This is a genomic window from Candidatus Thiothrix putei (assembly GCA_029972225.1).
Lineage (GTDB): Bacteria > Pseudomonadota > Gammaproteobacteria > Thiotrichales > Thiotrichaceae > Thiothrix > Thiothrix putei.
This window is the reverse complement of sequence record CP124756.1, coordinates 2,686,386-2,704,226: the sequence shown is the minus strand read 5'-3', so window position 1 is coordinate 2,704,226 and position 17,841 is coordinate 2,686,386. Positions and strand designations below refer to the sequence as shown.

The following is a 17,841-nucleotide window of genomic DNA, read 5'->3' as shown; positions in this document are numbered from 1 at the left end:
CGCAGGGGGTGAAGGGAGTAAGAGGTGGGGTTAGTCGTAGTGGTAGCGGCAGGCGATGATGGTTAGGTATTCGTCGTCTGCGGCGTAGACTATGCGGTTGGTTTCATCAATGCGGCGTGACCAAAAGCCTGCTAGGTTGTGCCGCAGTGGTTCGGGTTTGCCGATGCCTTCAAAGGGCGTGCGTTTGGTGTCTTCAATGAGTTTGTTGATGCGTTTGAGTGTCTTTTTGTCTTGGGTTTGCCAGTATAGGTAGTCCGCCCATGCTTCATCTGTCCATGCCAACTTTTTAGTCATTGATCAGTTCTCTGGGCGTAGCTTTGCCTTGGCGGAACTGTTCAATGGATTTTTGCAAATGTGCGGCATTCGCCGGTGTTTTCAGCAGGTACAAGGTTTCCATCAGGCTGTTGTAATAGTCGAGCGACATTACCACGGCATCTTCGGCATCACGGCGGGTAATGATGGTGCAATCGGCATCTTCGACGACGCGGTTGAGGACGGTCTTGAGGTTATTGCGGGCTTCGGAGAAGGTAACGACTTGCATAGGGGACTCCAGACTTGTGCTGTATTGCGGACAAGTCTAGTGTTTGTGGGTGTTAACTTCAAGTTGTTATTGCTTGCGTATCCTTTGTTCAGTCGCTATAAAGAAAAATAATTTTTACGGGCTGGAGAAATGAAAATGGCACAGAAACTGGAACTGGCAGAAGTCATTAAGGCGTTGCGCGAGGAATTAAACCTTGCCAAGCGTGATGGAGAAAGGCAAGGCATTCGTTTTAACATCAACAATGTGGACATCGAACTGCAAACAGTGGTTGAACGTAAAGTGGATGCGGGTGTATCTGGCAAAGTGCGCTTCTGGGTGATTGATGCGGATGCGAAAGCCAACGGTGAACTGAAAGATGCTGTGACCCAGAAAATCAAACTCAGTTTGCAGGTGGTTGATGAGAGTAACCCTGATCCCCAAACGGGTAAAGCCGGTGTGGCTCAAATTTCTACCCGTAAATGATGTGATGGGTTCAGAGAGCAACGCCAATGAATCCCAATCTGATTGTAAAAATCAAAGCACCCGACACAGATGGAAAGTCATCCATTGGGACAGGCTATCCCATCAGCCATGAATGGGTGATAACTGCCCGTCATGTCGTTGATTTTCGTGATAGAAGCAGTGCGCCGATTACGCTTGAATGGTCAACACTTCTTGAAGCAGTCACCGTTATGGGTGTTGAACTGCTGGATAATGATATTGCCTTGCTTCGTTGTGATGTACCAGCCGAACTGGGGGAAGTCACCTGTTCACCTGTGTTTAAACTTCCACCTGAGCGTATGGGCTGGAAAAGTGCCGGTTATCCCGATGTCAATGATTGTGAATTGTTTGATGCTATAGGAATGTTTGGCGTTGATCTTGGCAAAGCAGTGGTTAGTTTGACATTGGATGATACGTGTCGATTGGATCAATGGGGTGGTATGTCGGGTGCGCCTGTGTTCAAAGATAACAGCTTGTGCGCCGTCATCATTGAACATGATCAGCGCATGGAAAAGCGGCTCACAGCCATTTCAATTCCGTGGCTATTGCACAATGAAAAATTATTTCGTGAAATCGTCAAGCCTGCTAAGCAGGTAACAGCCCAATTGCACGTCAAGGTAAAAGCCGAAGCGACGCGCATTTTGGATGGACAAGCGGTGCTGCGCGAGAAATTGAAAGTCGCCTTGACGCTGGATTCCGGTGCTATGGCGACTGACATCGCAGCGTACCTTGTTGAAAAGCAAGAGGCTGGTCAAGCCATTGGAGTGCTCGCTCAAATCTCCTTGGAGCTGGATAAGAAAAAGCCGGAATCACTCAAAGAGCGGTGGGAAGATTATTTAACCGATGTTGAGCAATTGTGCGGCTGGTTGTTGATCAATAGCGTTGATCCTGACTGGTGGCTTCAACATGAGGCAAGTTTGCAAAGCATTGCCCAAGATAGCGTTACCCGTAGTTTATCGCTGGATACGCAAGCCTATGTGGAAGTCATCATTTCGCGCAGTTTATTACAGCAAGCCCGCTATGATCTTGATGAATACGGTGATCCCATACCCGCCAGCAGTATTCATGACCCGATGGTGTTTGATGGGCATACGGCGGGTGCATCCGATATTCAGATATTGAGTGAGATTTTTAAGCAATTGCGACGAGTCGACAGCGCACCGCAAGATGTTGATAGGCTTCTGGCTGATATACAAAAAACTGCCCGTGCCTTATCGAAACGTCAAGGTGGTAAACCGATCTATTACATCGTTTCTAATACTTATTTGGAGATGTTAAAGGATTTGGCTTGTTACCCGAAGCTGAAAGAAAAACTAGCAGGATGTGTACAGTTCATCTGTTGTGTGCAAACGAGTCTTGATGAGTTGTCGCCTTGTCGTGAAGATCAAAGTTCGTTGCTGGAAGATCTAGCCGTTATACTCCGACTCAAGAACCCCAAGCGAGTAGTTGCCCATGCCTGAACAAAGAGTGCCGAAGCTCAACGACTTCATTCCCTCAAGTCTTACCGTTTCCAATCCGGGGCGTAAGTTGCACCATGTTTTCAATGAAGATGATTGCTACGCACTGTGGGCGGCATATTCCGCAGGGCGACCGTTGTTGGTGAGAGGAAAACCGGGGACAGGTAAGAGCCAGATGGCAAAAGCGATAGCCGAACAATTGGGCTGGGCATTTGTCAGTGAAGTCATACACGGTAGTACCGAACTTAGCGATTTGCATTGCCACTTTGATGCGATAGGGCGTTTAGGTGAAGCGCAAGCACGTAGTATGGGTAACGATTCACCCCCAGCATCAGGTTGCAGCGCGACCCAAGACCGGCTTAATCCGCTGAATTTCCTTTCGCCCGGTGTATTCTGGTGGGCTTATGATTGGCAGGCTGCCGCGTATCAGTATCAAGCCTGTTATACCCGCTTACGCCCTGAACCGTTAAAGCCCGACAGCACAACCCCGCAAGGTAAAACATGGCAGCCACAAACAGGCGGTGTTGTGTTGCTCTTGGATGAAATTGATAAAGCCGAGCCTGATTTGCCGAATGGTTTGCTGGAAACCTTGGGGCAGTACCGTTTCAGTGTTCCTTACCTGCATGATACCCAGCGGACTGATGCGAACAGTGTATTGAATAACCCTGTGCAAGCTGATCCTTTGCGGGTGTTGGTGGTGATTACCACGAATGAAGAGCGTGAATTGCCCTCTGCCTTCGTGCGCCGCTGTTTTGTACACACTTTGAAAATGGAAGAGTCCCCCGAAAAAATAACGGTGACATGGCATGATGAGACTGTTGAAAAACGCCATGTGTGGTTAGTGGAACGCGGTCAATTGCATTTTGGTAGCCGTATTGCGGATGCTGTCTATTTGCAGGCGGCTAAACAGCTATGGGCTGATAGGGAAGGGGATACCCAAAACCGTTATCCACCGGGATTAGCGGAATACATCGACTTGTTGAGTGCTTTGCAATCGTTGGAGAAAACAGAACAACAAACCCGGCTTAATAAAATAGCCCGTTATGCCCTGAAAAAAGAAGTGGACGGTTAAACAATGGCATGGGGGCGGTTGGCACTGCTACAAGCGGCGGGAGAAGAGGATGCCAAGCTGCAAAAAATGGCGACAGTGTTTGGTTATGTCAAACAGTCTGCGCCAGAACCGCTTATCGTTGATGATGCCGATACCGCTTCACACCACACCACTTCAACGCTGATACCGTCTGAAACGACATCAGACGTAGCCATTCCACAACGCCCACCTGCCCGTTTTTTACGGGTCAATAAAATCACCCGTTCAACAGAGCCGGACAAACAAGCGTCGGACTATCTGCATGACCCCGCCATGCGTTTATTGCCTAATGCAAACAGCACGGATTCATACCATTTTGCACCGCCACCACCCTTATTGCCGCTCTCACGTCTTGTTCCATTTTTGTTGAATAGCCTTGGGGTGTCTCGCGCCAGCAAACGTTTGGATCAGCAACGACTGGCACGCCAAGTGGCATTGGGTAAAGCGTTGCAGCGTTTACCGCAGATGTCGCGCCAACATTGGGCGCAACGTTTGCATATTATTGTGGATGCAGGGCTGCATTTAGAACCGTATTGGGGCGATTTTGCGCGTGTCATCCAACAATTCAAGGCGTTGTTGGGTGAGGATGCTGTTGAAGCTATCCGTTTTGAGGATACGGCTTGGTCTGGGGAAATACCTGATTGCATCCCGTGGCTGGGGCAGGCGGATGACGAGTGGCAACAGTGGCAACTCCCACCAGCGGATGTGCCGATTTTGGTCTTGGGGGATTTGGGGGTAACAGCCGATAATGTTAGTGCCAGTGCCAACTGGTCACGCTTGCTCAAGGTATTGCGTTCGCATCCTGCACCCCTACTGACGCTCAGCCCGGTGATGCGCTCCCCGCGCCAGCGGTGGCTATGCCGCACATTCAAGCCGCACCCTTTAAATGATGCTTATCGGTTGCCACGTCATCCGGGGCAAAATGGCTTTGCGTTGACGGCAGCTTCACTTGTTCCGATGAGTGAGATTCTGGCTTTATTGTCGTGTTTGCCGGTGGTGGATACGGGGTTATTGCGGCGTTTGCGGCTGGCATTGCATTGGGGCGGTAGTGAGCGGGAAGGCGAAATCTGGAATCACCCTGACATTCGCCGCATTGGATTAGGTATCCGTTTGGATGAGCGGGTAGCAGAACACTACCGCCAAGACTATCAAACGCATTTCGCCGGTTCGCAGCAATCCGAAACATTGTGGCAGCTTGTGCAAGCGCATCACGCCTCTGCTTTTGAGGGGTTGCGGCAACTGGAAAAACTGAATCAGTGTGTGTTGGAGCAGCGCGATGATGCCGCGTTGCGGGATTATCTGCAACGCTTGTGTGCCACTGTTACCCAAGAGGGACAAGGTTCAGCACGGCATAAAACCTTGGTGATGCAATGCCGCACTATTCTGGCTTCTAAACCAGAAAGTATCTGGCGCAGTGAGCATAATGAGCTGGCGTATCACTTGTTTGGGGTGGCTTATGCAGAAGACATTCGGGCGGGTAAGTGGCCTGAGCAATTGGAAAAAGGCTTTGATCCGGCACGATTGCAGTGGGTGCTGGATACAAAAGCACGAGAAGAATGGGTTCAGTGGCAGGTAGTGCAAGTCGGTGATCAGGGACAATTTAAGCTACAACAAGCACAACGGGCAGATGGGTTGGCAATAACACCTGTTGCGGAATTCAGTGCGTTGCGTGGTTTGCCGCCGACGGTGTTGTTTCCTCCTATTGATGGTGGTCAGCGTTTTATCGCAGTGGACGGGGCTGTTTATCAAGCCGAACAGGGATTGGTTGGAATCGAATCAGCTACCCATTGGATTGAATTGCAAGGTATCACTAAGCCGAGTTGGGCAAATAAAATTTGGCGTGACAACAAAGGTTTGCAGGCAGAGATCATTTTTGCTGGCGAGGCGTATGTTGTTAAGTGGGTTGAGTCAGTCGATGCCGTGATGAGCAGTTGGCAGTGGCCTAAACCTTTTGGACAGGAATTCTTGCGTGACAAATATGATTATCTGGCAGGGTTAGGATTGTATGTCGACCTTTCCATTCAAGGCATTACCCAACGCTTCCGCTGGATTGAACCCGGCACATTCCTCATGGGTTCGCCCGAATCCGAAGCAGACCGTGAACCGTGGACAAAAGGCAGTGAAACCCAACACCCAGTCATCCTAACCCAAGGCTTCTGGTTGGCGGATACCACCGTTACCCAAGCCCAATGGCAAGCTGTCATGGGCAACAACCCCAGCCATTTCACTGATCACCCCAATAACCCGGTCGAACGAGTAAGTTGGAACGACATTCAAGATTTTATCCAAAAACTCAACACCTTTATTCCCAGTCTACAAGCCAAACTCCCCACCGAAGCCCAATGGGAATATGCCTGTCGTGCTGGCACGACCACACCGTTTTCGTTCGGCAATAACATCACCCCAGAGCAAGTTAATTACAACGGAAATTACCCCTACGCAAATGGCAAAGAAGGTCTATATAGAGAAAAGACCGTTCCCGTCAAATCCCTCCCAGCCAATCCGTGGGGTTTGTATGAAATGCACGGCAACGTGTGGGAATGGTGTCAGGATGTGTGGCAAGAAAAATTACCGGCTTCGCCGGTTAAAGACCCGGAGAGTGTCGCCGGAGGCGACCAAGGAGCGGGCGTTGGGCGCGTCATTCGCGGCGGCTCGTGGCACGGCCACGGTAGGGGCGTGCGTTCTGCCTGCCGTCGCAGGGACGAGCCTGATGACCGTAACTCCTACTTGGGTTTTCGCCTTGCCCTAGGTCTTGAGCTCAGGTCTGGTCAGGGCGGCGGAGCCGCAGAACACGCAAGAGCGGACGACGGGGACGCGGGCAGACGTGTCGCGGGCGACGCGGCAGACCGTGGCAGCGTCGGGAGCGGCGACAAACCCACAGTGGCAGAGCGCATGACGGAGTACGTGGCAGAAGGATTCAAAAGCATGACGAATTTATTCAGGAAGAAAAAATGAAGCACAAGTTTTTCATCATCCCCGCCAAAGACCCTCACCCCAACCCCTCTCCCAGAGGTAGAGGGGCTAAGAAGTAGGATGTTATGACAATAATAAATCGTGAGAAATCTCGCCTGCTTCGGCAACAACAAACACCCGCAGAACAGTGCTTGTGGCAGCAATTGCGCAATCGCCAACTGGATGGTTACAAGTTTCATCGCCAGTATGCTATCGGTCACTATATCGTGGATTTTGTCTGCCGAGCGAAAAAGCTCATTGTGGAACTGGACGGTATCCATCATGCAGAAGTTGATCAGGTAGAATATGACCAAATCCGTACCCAATTTCTCATCGCACAGGGCTACCATGTCTTACGTTTCTGGAACCGTGACATCGAAGCATCCATGCCAAGTGTTTTAGATAAAATTCATTCAGTGTTGAAGACCCTCACCCCCCAGCCCCCTCTCCCGGAGGTAGAGGGGGAGCAAGATACCGACCCAAATTCTTCCCTCTTAAGCCCCTCTACCTCTGGGAGAGGGGTTGGGGTGAGGGTCTTCCCATGATCTACCGTAACCACCTCTCCCCACCCACCTTCCCCTACGCTTGGGCATCCGACTGGGGCGAAGACCGCTACGGCCTGTGGCAAGCCTTCACCTACAAAGACGTGCGCCACGCCTTCCGCTGGATACAACCCGGCACTTTCCAGATGGGTTCACCCGAAAATGAAGAAGGTCGTGATAGTGATGAAGACTTACACCAAGTCACGATCACCCAAGGCTTCTGGCTTGCTGAAACCACTGTCACCCAAGCTCTGTGGCAAATCATCATGGGCGAAAATCCCAGTAACTTCAAAGGCGACAACCGCCCAGTCGAAAAAGTAAGCTGGAATGATACCCAAGCCTTCATCGACAAACTCAACCAAATCCACCCCGATTTAAACGCCCGCCTGCCGTGGGAAGCCGAATGGGAATACGCCTGTCGTGCCGGAACCCAAACTCCGTTCCACTTTGGCGGCAAGGATGATTTGAGTCTGGAAAAAGTGAACTATTCGGGTGAGTGGGATAAGTGGAGTGACAAGGGCGAAACCAAGGAAGTTAAAACTTACCCATGTAATGTTTGGGGATTATACGAAATGCACGGCAACGTCTGGGAATGGTGCGCAGACCAATGGCAAGCAAATCTTGGCAAAGACGACATACTCTTTAGCCCCTCTACCTCAGGGAGAGGGGTTGGGGTGAGGGAAACCGCCGGAGGCGGTCAAGAACAAGAAGCAGGCGTTGAGCGCGTCATTCGCGGCGGCTCGTGGTTCAACGACGGTAGGGACGTGCGTTCTGCCTACCGTCGCGGGAGCGGGCCTGATGACAGTAACGTCAACTTGGGTTTTCGCCTTGCCCTAGGTCATGCGGGCGCAGGTTAGGAACAGGGCGGCGGAGCCGCAAAACAGGTAAAAGCGCACGGCTCTGACGCGGGCAGGCGTGGCGGGACGCCACGACAGACCGTGGCAGTGCCGGGAGCGTAGGACGCCGTTGTAGGTCGGGCTTCAGCCCGACATCTTTCAAAAATGCGGCATGATTAACAAGGCACGCTTGTGATTGTCGGACTAAAGTCCGACCTACAGGGTGTTATTGGGAGCAGCGATGGCGTGCGTGTGGAGGTGGTGAAATTAAAATGATATGGGTATAGTTAACAGCAATAAAAATCCAAAGGCACTGCCATGTTACATTTTCTGCGCATCCTCTCCCTCTGGCTGTTATTGCTCACTACCGCACACGCCAACCCGCTTGCCCCCGAAAACGTCCCCGACCCGCTCAAACCGTGGATAGGCTGGGTGTTAGATGGGCAAAAAGACCTGCAATGCCCCTACCTCTTCAACGCCGCAGAACGCCAATGTGCATGGCCGGGGCGCTTAGATTTGCAACTCACCACCACCGGCGGCACGTTCACCCAACACTGGGAAGTCTACGGCGAAACCCAAATCCGCCTCCCCGGTGACGCACAACACTGGCCGCAGCAAGTGCAAAATAGCCCCAATATCCCCTTGGCAGTGCTGGAAAAAGACGGTTATCCGGTTGTCACCCTCCCCGCAGGCAGCCACGATCTCAGCGGGCAATTCGTCTGGGATAAACTCCCCGAAGCCCTCTTCGTTGCCCCGACCAGCGGCTTGGTGCAACTCAGCGTCAATGGCGCAAACATCGCCACCCCCGAATTCAACGCCGCTGGCAGTTTATGGCTCAGTCAAACCAACCAAGAAGCCAGCGAAGACAACCTCGAAGTGCAAGTATTCCGCAAAGTGTTGGATTCGCACCCGCTCGAAGTCACTACCCACATCCAATTGCGCGTCGCAGGCAAGCAACGCTACGCTGAATTCACTCCGGTGTTGCTGGACGGTTTTATCCCGCTGCACCTCGACAGCCCCTTACCCACGCGCATGGGGCAGGACGGCAAGCTGCAAGTTCAACTGCGCCCCGGCGAATGGACGCTCAAACTCACCGGACGCGCCCTCACCAATGTCACCGAATTAGCCTTGCCCGTGAGTTCTACCCCCTGGCCCAGCGAAGAGGTTTGGGTATTTGAAACCGACCCAACGATGCGCCAAGTGCAGGTCGACGGCGTGAATAGCGTTGACCCCAGCCAAACCCGCTTGCCGGATACCTGGGCAAGTTTGCCAGCCTATCTGCTCACCAGTGGCAGCAAAATGACCTTGGCAGAACAACATCGCGGCATGGCAGACAGCCCGGCGCAACTCAATTTAACCCGCCAACTGTGGCTGGATTTCGACGGCAACGGCTACACCCTGCAAGACCAGTTGACGGGAACACTGGCGCAACAGTCACGGCTGGAAGTGCTGCCCGATATTCACCTCGGCAGGGTCAGCATTGACGGCACACCGCAATTGATTACCCAACAAGCCGCCGATCAAGCCGCTGGCGTGGAAGTCCGCCAGCGCAATCTGGCACTCGAAGCCGATAGCCGTTACGTCGCCGCCCGTTCCAGCCCGCCGGTCAGCGGTTGGCAACAGGAATTGCAGCAAGTGACCACCACCTTGCACTTGCCGCCCGGCTGGTTGCTGTTTGCGGCGAGTGGCACGGACAATTTGCCGCTGACGTGGTTGCAGCAATGGAGCTTGCTGGACTTGTTTCTGGTGTTGCTGACCACGGTGGCAACCGGCTATTTATTTGGCTGGCAATGGGGCACGGTGGCAGGGCTTGCCTTATTGCTGACTTGGCATCAACCGAATGCGCCACGTTTGTTGTGGTTGAATCTGTTGGCGGTCACGGCGTTGCTGCGTTCCGTGCCGGAAGGGGCGATTCAACGCTGGTTGGGGCGTTACCGCTGGTTGAGCTTGCTGGGATTGGTGCTGGTGATTTTGCCATACACCATTGATACGGTGCGCTTGGCGCTGTATCCGCAGTTGGAATACAGCACCAGTGGTGGCATCAATGGCGTGGTCTATGAATCAGCCGCCGCACCTGCCGCTGAGGATGAGATGGTAAGGTTCGCAGATCAAGCCGCTATGCCTGCCGCTCCAGCACCTGCCTCCATGATGAAATCGGAGAATTATGCGCGTGAGAAAATGAGTAGTTTGGCAAACATCAGCGCGTATCCTGAGGCACGACTCGCCAAACAGCAGGTCAATCTGCGTGAAATCGACCCGAATAGCATGATTCAAACCGGCCCCGGCTTACCCACATGGCAATGGAATCAGGTGCGTCTGGAATGGTCAGGGGTGATTCAACCCGATGAGCGCATGGGCTTGTGGCTGATTTCGCCGCTGGCACATTCGCTGCTCAAAGTATTGGGGGTGATGATTATGCTGATTTTGGCGGCACGTTTGGCACTGGTTTCCGGCAAATTAGCAGCGTTGTGGCAAGCGACACAATCCGCCAAACGCGGTTTGCCATTGGCACTGTTACTGGTGATGACTACATCATGGGCATTGATCGTGCCGCCAGCGGCTTGGGCGGAGACTCCTGTCGTTGCAGAAATGCCCGCCGCCTCAGTGGTGCAAAGCGCGAACACACCCGACCCCAGCCTGCTAGAAACCTTGCAAGAACGTTTGCTACGTGCGCCGGAGTGTTTGCCGAACTGTGCGCAAATCGAGCAAATGAACCTCAATGTGGGGAATGATGGCTTGCAAATCCGGCTGCGGGTACACACGGCTACCGCCGTTGCCGTGCCATTGCCGGGGAGTCAAAGCACGTGGTTGCCACAAACGGTGTTGGTGGATGCGCAACCCACGCAAGCCTTGCGCCGTGATGCTGAGCAACAATTGTGGGTGGTCTTAGCGCAAGGTCAGCACGAGGTGGTCTTGCAAGGCGCTATTCCCACCCGCAGCAGCATCGCCATGCCTTTGCCGCTGAAACCGCATCGCGTGACTTGGCAAGGCGAAGGCTGGCAGGTGGACGGTATCCGTGACAACGGTGTGCCAGAAGCCCAGCTTCAACTAAACCGCACCACCGCCAGCAACGATAACACCGTGCAAGACATGCCGACCTTGCCCGCGTTCGTCAAAATTTCGCGGCGCTTGGATTTGGGGCTGGATTGGTATGTCACCACCACCGTTAGCCGCGTGTCTGACAGTGCCGCGCCGATCAGCTTGGCGATTCCGTTGCTGGCGGGCGAACAGCCATTGAGTGAGCAATTCACCCTCAAAGATCAGGCGCTGCAAATCAATCTCAAACCACAGCAAAACACGCTGGAATGGACATCACGTCTACCGCAGACCGCAGCATTGCAGCTTACCGCCAGCCAAAACAACGCTTGGTTAGAAGAATGGCGCATTGCTGCCAGCCCGGTATGGCACGTCGATGCCACCGGCTTGCCTGCTAACGCTTATGAAGAAGCCGACGCACAAGGCACGTTATTGTGGAAACCCTGGGCAGGCGAAACCCTGAGCTTGGCGGTTAACCGTCCGCAAGGCACTGCCGGGCAAACCGTGACGCTGCTTGCCAGCCAGATGCAAGTCGAGATTGGCAAACGCGCCCGTGATGTCAGCTTGCGCCTGAATTTGCACAGTAGTCGGGGTTCGCAACACAGCATTAGCCTGCCAGAAGACGCGGTGGTGCAAAGCTTGACGATTGATGGCACCAAACAAGCGATTCAACAGCAAGCGGGCAAGGTGATCTTGCCGTTATTGCCGCGCAAACAAGAAGCGGTGCTGGAATGGCAGGAAAACGGCGCATTGCCTTTGCATTACACCTTCCCGGCGGTCGATTTGGGTTTGCCGAGTGTCAATAGCGAATCACGCTTGCAAGTGCCGCAAGACCGTTGGGTATTGTGGACGCATGGGCCATTGCTGGGGCCTGCGGTGCTGTTCTGGGGCATGGTCGTGGTGTTGCTGGTGTTTGCACTGGTGTTGGGGCGTTCCAACATTACGCCGTTGAAAAGCTGGCAATGGTTCTTGCTGGGCATTGGGTTGAGCCAAAGTACGCCGTTTTTGATGGTGTTAATGGCGTTCTGGCTGATTGCTTTGGCGTTGCGGAGCAAAGTGTCACGCGCTGACTGGGCGCGACCTTACTGGCAATTTAATCTGATGCAAGTGGGTTTGGCAGGCTTGACCTTGGTGGCGTTAGCGACTTTGGTGGGGGCGGTTGCCAATGGCTTGCTGGGGTCGCCGGATATGCAAATCACCGGCAACGGTTCATGGGCGCAACAATTGCAATGGTATCAAGATCGCGTGGCAGGATTATTGCCACAGGCAGGCGTGATCAGCGTGCCGATTTTGTATTACCGCTTGCTGATGTTGGCTTGGGCGTTGTGGTTAGCTGTCGCGCTGCTCGGTTGGTTGCGTTGGGGCTGGACTGCCATTAACCATGGCGGTTTGTGGCAGCCTCATATTTCTGTTACCCAAACGCCTACCGTCAGCGTTGCGCCCGCAGGCCCGATGAATGCGCCTGCCACAGGCGGCACGGATTCGGGTTGACGGGCAACGGCGACGGCAATGTGGTCGGTTCCCACGATAGTGCCGATGGTCGGGTCAAAGCCTTTCCAGCCTGCACCGGGGAGGAACACTTCTGCCCAGGCATGGGTTGCGCCGAAATCGGTCGGGGCAAGTTGTGTGTGTAGATAACCACTGACAAAACGGGCGGCGAAACCTAAACGCCGTGCCGTTTCCATGAACAGATACGCCGAATCACGGCACGACCCTGTGCCACGGGTGAGCGTGTCGGTCACGGATTGCACCCCCGGCTCTTCACGTAACTGATATTTCAGGGTTTGTTGAATGCGCTCGGCAAGGCGTTGCAGCAAGCTGTACGTCTGAATTTTTTCACCCGGTTGCCAGAGGCTTGCTACCCAGCGTTCCAGCAAGGCACTGGGTGGATCGCCTGCTTGTCGGTAGGGGGCTAATACTGCTTGATCATCCGGCAGGTAGGTGAACGGGTAATAGGTGGCGTAATCGGCGACCAGAAAATCCAGCGGGGCTTCGTTGTATTGCTGGATGATAATGGTGCTTTCGATCACCAGTTGCGTGGTCGGGGTTTTGAACGTGGCGATGGCGACCGAATTGTCTTCCACATCACGATGCCAGCGCAGGGTGGCAGCGGGCGTGATGTTTAAGTTTGAAGATTCGATGCGTAATTCGTAGCCTTCACGAGGGCGCAGGCGTAAGGTGTGTGGTTCAAGGCGCACAATGCCGGGGAAGTTGTAGTAGGTGCGGTGTAGGATTTTATAGCGTTGCATAAAGGTGATGCTCTAACTGTTCATTCAGAAGTGAAATGACACAACGCAGCATAACACTTGCAGGCTTGTTGAGGGTGTATACAATTTTCTAAGGTAAGTAGGGGCGAAAAAATTTCCGCCCCTACCCGCAGTCCTTCCAACCTCAGGCAGCCGCCCTGTGAGTTTTATGAACTGGCATTCTGCTAATTAAATGACCGTTCTCGTTGTAGGCATACATCAGTATACCCTTACGTACATGCACGGCATCCGGTGTATAACCTTGTAGCCCATCCTCTGGATTACATCCTACTGCTGAAATGGAAGTCTGCTGCCTGCCTTTTTCATCGTAAATATAAACCAATGTACCTTTTTGAATAGCTTTACCGATTGCCATGAATAATACTCCTCGTTTATTAATTAGTTGATCGTCAATTTATGACGTTTGGTGTTTTCTTTCTTGGTCAGGGTGATTTAAACAAAGAACTCATGTGGTGGCACAAACTTCCGCGCTATCTCGGTTTCTGCTTCGAGCCAATCTTCCAGTTCATTTCCGGGTTTAAAACCTCGCGCTTGTGCTTTGTAATAAGCGGCAACCTTAACCTTACTGTGATTGTTAGCTCGCCACCCATTACTTTTCGTATAATTTGCGTGCACTTCCAAGGCTTCAGTATTGCCAATTTCAGGATACGGGGTCATGTTGATCACCTCCCTATGACAACCGAAAACAATTTAATCAATCTTTCTTTCCTCGCTACGCTATCATACCAAGGAGCGATGATTGGGAATGTCGCTATATCCATGAGTTTCTTGAGGCGTAAACCGCTACATAGGTATAAACGGGTGAATTCCATCAATAATATCAGCGAATGCAAACAAGCCTTGCAAGACTTGAAAGAGCGCGAGGAGCGTATCAAGGCGATTGTCAACACTACCGCTGATGCCATTATTGTCATTAACGGCAGGGGTTGCATTGAGCATTTCAATCCGGCAGCAGAGCGCATGTTCGGTTATGAAGCGTCTGAGGCTATCGGCAAGAATGTCAGTATGTTGATGCCGTCGCCGCACCGCGAGCAGCATGACGGTTATCTGGCCCGCTACCTGCAAACCGGCAAGCCCCATATTATTGGTATGCGCCGCGAGCTGGTCGGGCAACGCCAGGATGGTTCACTGTTCCCGTTGGAACTGGCGGTTAGTCGGGTAGATCATCTGGAATATTTCACAGCCACCATCCATGATCTCTCTGTACACCGGGCGTTGGAGCAGCAATTGCTTGCCATTGCCGAGCAAACCCAGCGTCAGATTGGTCAGAGTTTGCACGATGATGTGGGGCAGGAACTCACCGGTATGAGCATGAAACTGCAATCATTGAAAAAATATTGTGCGGATTCTAAGGCTCCCGAACGCCAGTTGCTGGATAGCATCATTGCCGATTTGAACCGTACCCGCCAAAAGTTGCGCACACTCTCGCACGGGCTGATTCCCGTCGCAGTCGATGCTCAAGGTTTACCCCATGCATTGCAGGAACTGGCAGCAGAAATCAATCGGCTGGATGGGGTTATTTGTCGCTTCACCTGTTGTGATGGGGTACAAGTGCAGAGTAATTTGGTTGCCAACCAGCTTTTCCATATTGCTCAGGAAGCGGTGAACAACGCTGTGCGCCATAGCCAAGCCAAGACGATTGATATTGTGCTGGAAGCTGTCGGGCAGCAGATCAGCCTGCTCATCACCGATGATGGTTGTGGTATCCCTGTTAATGGGCAACGTAACCATCGGGGGATGGGCTTACCCATTATGAAATACCGTGCAGGCGTTATCGGTGGAAGTTGCGTGATTGAAGCGCTGGCAACAGGCGGGACGCAAGTATCCTGCCAAGTATGGGATAAGCGATGAAACAGGACAAAGCGTGCCGGATTTTTATCGTTGATGACCATCCGGCGGTGCGTCAAGGGGTGATGGCGATTGTCTCCCACGAGCCGGACATGCTGATTTGCGGTGAGGCCAGCGGTGTGCCGGATGCCATGCCGCAAATAGCTACCCTCATGCCTGACGTGGCAGTGATCGACATTTCACTGAAGTTTGGCAATGGCATTGATCTGGTCAAGCGTGTCAAGGCGGAATATCCAAGCGTCAGGATGCTGGTCTGGTCAATGTTCCCTGATACCTTGTATGCTGCACGCGCCTTGCGGGCAGGTGCATTGGGGTATCTTAATAAATCGGATTCCACTGAGCAGTTGGTTGATGCTATCCGAATGGTTGCCCAAGGGAAGATCTACCTGACAGAGGAAACCTCCTCGCGTCTCTTGCTGGAGAGGTTTAATAACCCAGTCCGGGAGGATGACGCACTACCGATTGATCTGTTGTCGGATCGGGAGCTGGAGGTTTTCAAGTTGATCGGTGAGGGGGTATCAACCCAGCAGATTGCCGAATCCATCATGCTCAGCATTTCTACCGTCGAAACTTATCGCCAGCGCATCAAGGCTAAACTGAACATTAATAGCAACACGGAGTTGGTACGCAGTGCAGTGCAATGGTTGCTGGAAACCAGCCAATAAAACTGATCACTGATTCTCAGATGAGTTTGGTCATGAAAATACGTTTAAAGGCAATGGTGGGAGGAAGAAGTGCGCTATCATAAATAACATAAGGTTGGCAATGTTTAAGAACATAAGGAGTTAACATCATGGCGATCTTAATTGTTGTTGCTAATGCAGCGGCAGCGCGTTTTTTTAGTGCCGAGCCGTTAAATGCAAATGCTCCGCTTATTGAGCTGGAAGATAAGGTTCACCCTAGCTCGCGTTTACATGGACGTGATTTGGAAACAGATTCACCGCCGCGTGTATTTGATTCACAGGGTCATGCACGTCATGCCATAGAACCGAAAACGGATATAAAAGAGCAGCAAGCGGATGCTTTTGCACTTGAGTTAAGTAATTATCTGGAAGAGATGCGTAATACTAATCGTTATGACAAGCTGTACATTATCGCATCCCCCCATTTCCTTGGCTTATTACGTGGACATTTTAAGCAGAGTGTAACGGAATTGCTGGCTGAAACTGTGGATAAAGACCTGACCCATCATTCGGTAGAAGACATCCGCGCCCATTTGCCTGATTTTATGTAATGGAATGCCGGGGGGCGCATGATGGAATATAAGGATTATTACAAAATTCTGGGTTTGACCAAAGAAGCCACACAGGATGAGATTAAGCGCGTCTACCGTAAATTAGCGCGTAAATACCACCCCGACATCAGCAAAGAAAGCAACGCTGAGGAACAATTCAAGGAAGTGGGCGAAGCCTACGAGGTCTTAAAAGACCCAGAGAAACGCGCCTCCTATGATCAGTTGGTTGCTGATTTACAAGCCAAGCGTGATTTTCGTCCACCGCCGCCGAGGAGTGGTGGAGCGGCACATTCTGCCGATTTTGATGATTTTCTTGCCAACTTGTTTGGGCAACGCGGGCGGGGTGGTGCAGGTGGTGCTGGTCGGGTGTATCAGGAAAACGGGGAGGATGTCCATGCCAAAGTGTCAATTGATTTGGAAGATGCCTACCGGGGTGCGACGCGCAGTTTGAACTTGCGCTCTTTCCAGCAAGAACGCAGCCTCAATATCAAAATCCCCAAAGGGGTTAAGCAAGGCCAGCATATTCGCTTGCAAGGGCAAGGCAGTCCCGGCATCGGTGGTGGTGCAGCAGGCGATTTGTATCTGGAAATCGCCTTCAATCCGCATCCGCTGTACCGCGTTGAAGCGCTTGATGTGTATCTGGAATTACCGATTGCGCCTTGGGAAGCAGCTTTGGGTGGCAGTGTCAAAGTGCCAACCCCCGATGGTGCAGTCGATATGAAAATTCCGGCGGGTGCATCCAGTGGGCGTAAGTTGCGCTTGAAAGGGCGGGGAATTCCCGCGCAGACACCGGGTGATTTCTATGTCACCTTGAAAGTCGTGATGCCAGACACCTTCAGTGACAAGGCCAAAGCACTGTACAGCGAATTGGCGCGTGAACAAGCCTTCAATCCGCGTGCCGGAATGGGAGTGTGAATGATGCAAATCGTGAAACGAGAGGAAATAGTCGAGGGTATTCTGGAAGAAAACGCACTGTTTTCGCTGGAGGAGCTGTGCCGTTCTTGTCGCCTGCCACTCGAACAGCTTTTGGAAATAGTGGACGAGGGGATTATTGAACCCGTTGATTACCAGCAAACCACCACCAGTTGGCAGTTCGCAGGCAATAGTGTGAGGCGGGTGCGTACCATAATCCGGCTTCAGCGCGATTTGGGTGTCAATCTGGCAGGTGCTGCTTTAGCGGTGGAATTGCTGGATGAAATTAAGGCGTTGCGGAACAGTCCCCATAGCGTCATCAACATCAACTGAATAAAGGTGTAGAAAATGTCTAGTGTCGGTTATCACGAACCTGCGGAAGAACTTTCCGCTGAAACCCGCGATATGCACCGTGCCATCGTGTCGCTCATGGAAGAGCTGGAAGCGGTGGATTGGTATAATCAGCGTGCGGATGCCCGTAAAGATCCAGAACTCAAAGCCATTCTTGAGCACAACCGTGACGAGGAAAAAGAACACGCCTCGATGGTGCTGGAATGGATTCGGCGTAAAGACGCACGGTTTTCCAAAGAACTCAAAGATTATCTGTTCACTGAAAAACCTATCGCGCATCACTAAATAACGGAAT

18 protein-coding genes are annotated in these 17,841 nt (G+C 52.3%); 13 read left to right on the top strand and 5 right to left on the bottom strand.

Going from position 1 to position 17,841, the window contains the following annotated elements:
* Positions 1-30: 30 nt before the first annotated feature.
* Positions 31-294 carry a Txe/YoeB family addiction module toxin gene (locus tag QJT81_13890; GenBank protein ID WGZ92913.1) on the bottom strand — a complete coding sequence of 88 codons (264 nt, stop codon included), beginning with the start codon at positions 292-294 and terminating at the stop codon, positions 31-33.
* Complete coding sequence (locus tag QJT81_13885) at positions 287-541, bottom strand: type II toxin-antitoxin system prevent-host-death family antitoxin (GenBank protein WGZ92912.1); 255 nt, start codon at positions 539-541, stop codon at positions 287-289. Before QJT81_13885 ends, QJT81_13890 begins: the two co-directional genes overlap by 8 nt.
* Positions 542-676: 135 nt before the next feature.
* Between QJT81_13885 and QJT81_13880 the strand changes: the two genes are divergently transcribed.
* From QJT81_13880 to QJT81_13850, 7 genes are all read left to right on the top strand, one after another.
* Complete coding sequence (locus QJT81_13880) at positions 677-1,003, top strand: hypothetical protein (protein ID WGZ92911.1); 327 nt, start codon at positions 677-679, stop codon at positions 1,001-1,003.
* Between the two features lie 26 nt (positions 1,004-1,029).
* Complete coding sequence (locus QJT81_13875) at positions 1,030-2,481, top strand: serine protease (protein WGZ92910.1); 1,452 nt, start codon at positions 1,030-1,032, stop codon at positions 2,479-2,481.
* Positions 2,474-3,550, top strand: coding sequence for a hypothetical protein (locus QJT81_13870; protein WGZ92909.1), 1,077 nt, complete (start codon positions 2,474-2,476; stop codon positions 3,548-3,550). Before QJT81_13875 ends, QJT81_13870 begins: the two co-directional genes overlap by 8 nt.
* Positions 3,551-3,553: 3 nt before the next feature.
* Positions 3,554-6,523 carry a formylglycine-generating enzyme family protein gene (locus QJT81_13865; protein WGZ92908.1) on the top strand — a complete coding sequence of 990 codons (2,970 nt, stop codon included), beginning with the start codon at positions 3,554-3,556 and terminating at the stop codon, positions 6,521-6,523.
* Between the two features lie 83 nt (positions 6,524-6,606).
* A complete protein-coding gene (locus tag QJT81_13860) occupies positions 6,607-7,065 on the top strand; it encodes an endonuclease domain-containing protein (protein WGZ92907.1) in 459 nt (152 codons plus the stop codon).
* Positions 7,062-7,919 carry a formylglycine-generating enzyme family protein gene (locus tag QJT81_13855; GenBank protein WGZ92906.1) on the top strand — a complete coding sequence of 286 codons (858 nt, stop codon included), beginning with the start codon at positions 7,062-7,064 and terminating at the stop codon, positions 7,917-7,919. The genes QJT81_13860 and QJT81_13855 overlap by 4 nt, the downstream gene beginning before the upstream one ends.
* A 297-nt stretch (positions 7,920-8,216) precedes the next feature.
* The gene (locus tag QJT81_13850; protein WGZ92905.1) at positions 8,217-12,425 is read left to right on the top strand and encodes a hypothetical protein; all 4,209 of its coding nucleotides are present in this window, start codon (positions 8,217-8,219) and stop codon (positions 12,423-12,425) included.
* On the opposite strand, the gene QJT81_13845 is transcribed toward QJT81_13850, so the two are convergent.
* From QJT81_13845 to QJT81_13835, 3 genes are all read right to left on the bottom strand, one after another.
* Positions 12,335-13,183: a transglutaminase family protein gene (locus tag QJT81_13845; protein ID WGZ92904.1), complete on the bottom strand. Its 849-nt coding sequence runs from the start codon at positions 13,181-13,183 to the stop codon at positions 12,335-12,337. The genes QJT81_13850 and QJT81_13845 overlap by 91 nt on opposite strands.
* A 142-nt stretch (positions 13,184-13,325) precedes the next feature.
* Positions 13,326-13,556: a hypothetical protein gene (locus tag QJT81_13840; GenBank protein ID WGZ92903.1), complete on the bottom strand. Its 231-nt coding sequence runs from the start codon at positions 13,554-13,556 to the stop codon at positions 13,326-13,328.
* 77 nt (positions 13,557-13,633) lie between these two features.
* Positions 13,634-13,858: a DUF2934 domain-containing protein gene (locus QJT81_13835; GenBank protein ID WGZ92902.1), complete on the bottom strand. Its 225-nt coding sequence runs from the start codon at positions 13,856-13,858 to the stop codon at positions 13,634-13,636.
* 144 nt (positions 13,859-14,002) lie between these two features.
* Here QJT81_13835 and QJT81_13830 point away from each other — a divergent pair, with 144 nt between their 5' ends.
* From QJT81_13830 to QJT81_13805, 6 genes are all read left to right on the top strand, one after another.
* Entirely contained in the window at positions 14,003-15,052 is a 1,050-nt protein-coding gene (locus tag QJT81_13830; protein ID WGZ92901.1) for a PAS domain S-box protein, read from the top strand.
* Positions 15,049-15,714, top strand: a complete 666-nt coding sequence (locus QJT81_13825; protein WGZ92900.1) for a response regulator transcription factor — start codon at positions 15,049-15,051, stop codon at positions 15,712-15,714. Before QJT81_13830 ends, QJT81_13825 begins: the two co-directional genes overlap by 4 nt.
* Positions 15,715-15,842: 128 nt before the next feature.
* Positions 15,843-16,283, top strand: a complete 441-nt coding sequence (locus QJT81_13820) for a host attachment protein (GenBank protein ID WGZ92899.1) — start codon at positions 15,843-15,845, stop codon at positions 16,281-16,283.
* A 21-nt stretch (positions 16,284-16,304) separates the two neighbouring features.
* Positions 16,305-17,198 (top strand): DnaJ C-terminal domain-containing protein, encoded by an 894-nt coding sequence (locus QJT81_13815; GenBank protein WGZ96493.1) that lies wholly within the window; start codon positions 16,305-16,307, stop codon positions 17,196-17,198.
* Positions 17,199-17,528 (top strand): chaperone modulator CbpM, encoded by a 330-nt coding sequence (locus tag QJT81_13810; protein WGZ92898.1) that lies wholly within the window; start codon positions 17,199-17,201, stop codon positions 17,526-17,528.
* 15 nt (positions 17,529-17,543) lie between these two features.
* Positions 17,544-17,831, top strand: a complete 288-nt coding sequence (locus tag QJT81_13805) for a ferritin (GenBank protein WGZ92897.1) — start codon at positions 17,544-17,546, stop codon at positions 17,829-17,831.
* Positions 17,832-17,841: the final 10 nt, after the last annotated feature.

Coding starts and splice junctions, on each gene's coding strand:
- QJT81_13890 (WGZ92913.1), bottom strand. CDS start 294: ATGACTAAAAAGTTGGCATGGACAGATGAAGCATGGGCGGACTACCTA.
- QJT81_13885 (WGZ92912.1), bottom strand. CDS start 541: ATGCAAGTCGTTACCTTCTCCGAAGCCCGCAATAACCTCAAGACCGTC.
- QJT81_13880 (WGZ92911.1), top strand. CDS start 677: ATGGCACAGAAACTGGAACTGGCAGAAGTCATTAAGGCGTTGCGCGAG.
- QJT81_13875 (WGZ92910.1), top strand. CDS start 1,030: ATGAATCCCAATCTGATTGTAAAAATCAAAGCACCCGACACAGATGGA.
- QJT81_13870 (WGZ92909.1), top strand. CDS start 2,474: ATGCCTGAACAAAGAGTGCCGAAGCTCAACGACTTCATTCCCTCAAGT.
- QJT81_13865 (WGZ92908.1), top strand. CDS start 3,554: ATGGCATGGGGGCGGTTGGCACTGCTACAAGCGGCGGGAGAAGAGGAT.
- QJT81_13860 (WGZ92907.1), top strand. CDS start 6,607: ATGACAATAATAAATCGTGAGAAATCTCGCCTGCTTCGGCAACAACAA.
- QJT81_13855 (WGZ92906.1), top strand. CDS start 7,062: ATGATCTACCGTAACCACCTCTCCCCACCCACCTTCCCCTACGCTTGG.
- QJT81_13850 (WGZ92905.1), top strand. CDS start 8,217: ATGTTACATTTTCTGCGCATCCTCTCCCTCTGGCTGTTATTGCTCACT.
- QJT81_13845 (WGZ92904.1), bottom strand. CDS start 13,183: ATGCAACGCTATAAAATCCTACACCGCACCTACTACAACTTCCCCGGC.
- QJT81_13840 (WGZ92903.1), bottom strand. CDS start 13,556: ATGGCAATCGGTAAAGCTATTCAAAAAGGTACATTGGTTTATATTTAC.
- QJT81_13835 (WGZ92902.1), bottom strand. CDS start 13,858: ATGACCCCGTATCCTGAAATTGGCAATACTGAAGCCTTGGAAGTGCAC.
- QJT81_13825 (WGZ92900.1), top strand. CDS start 15,049: ATGAAACAGGACAAAGCGTGCCGGATTTTTATCGTTGATGACCATCCG.
- QJT81_13820 (WGZ92899.1), top strand. CDS start 15,843: ATGGCGATCTTAATTGTTGTTGCTAATGCAGCGGCAGCGCGTTTTTTT.
- QJT81_13815 (WGZ96493.1), top strand. CDS start 16,305: ATGGAATATAAGGATTATTACAAAATTCTGGGTTTGACCAAAGAAGCC.
- QJT81_13810 (WGZ92898.1), top strand. CDS start 17,199: ATGATGCAAATCGTGAAACGAGAGGAAATAGTCGAGGGTATTCTGGAA.
- QJT81_13805 (WGZ92897.1), top strand. CDS start 17,544: ATGTCTAGTGTCGGTTATCACGAACCTGCGGAAGAACTTTCCGCTGAA.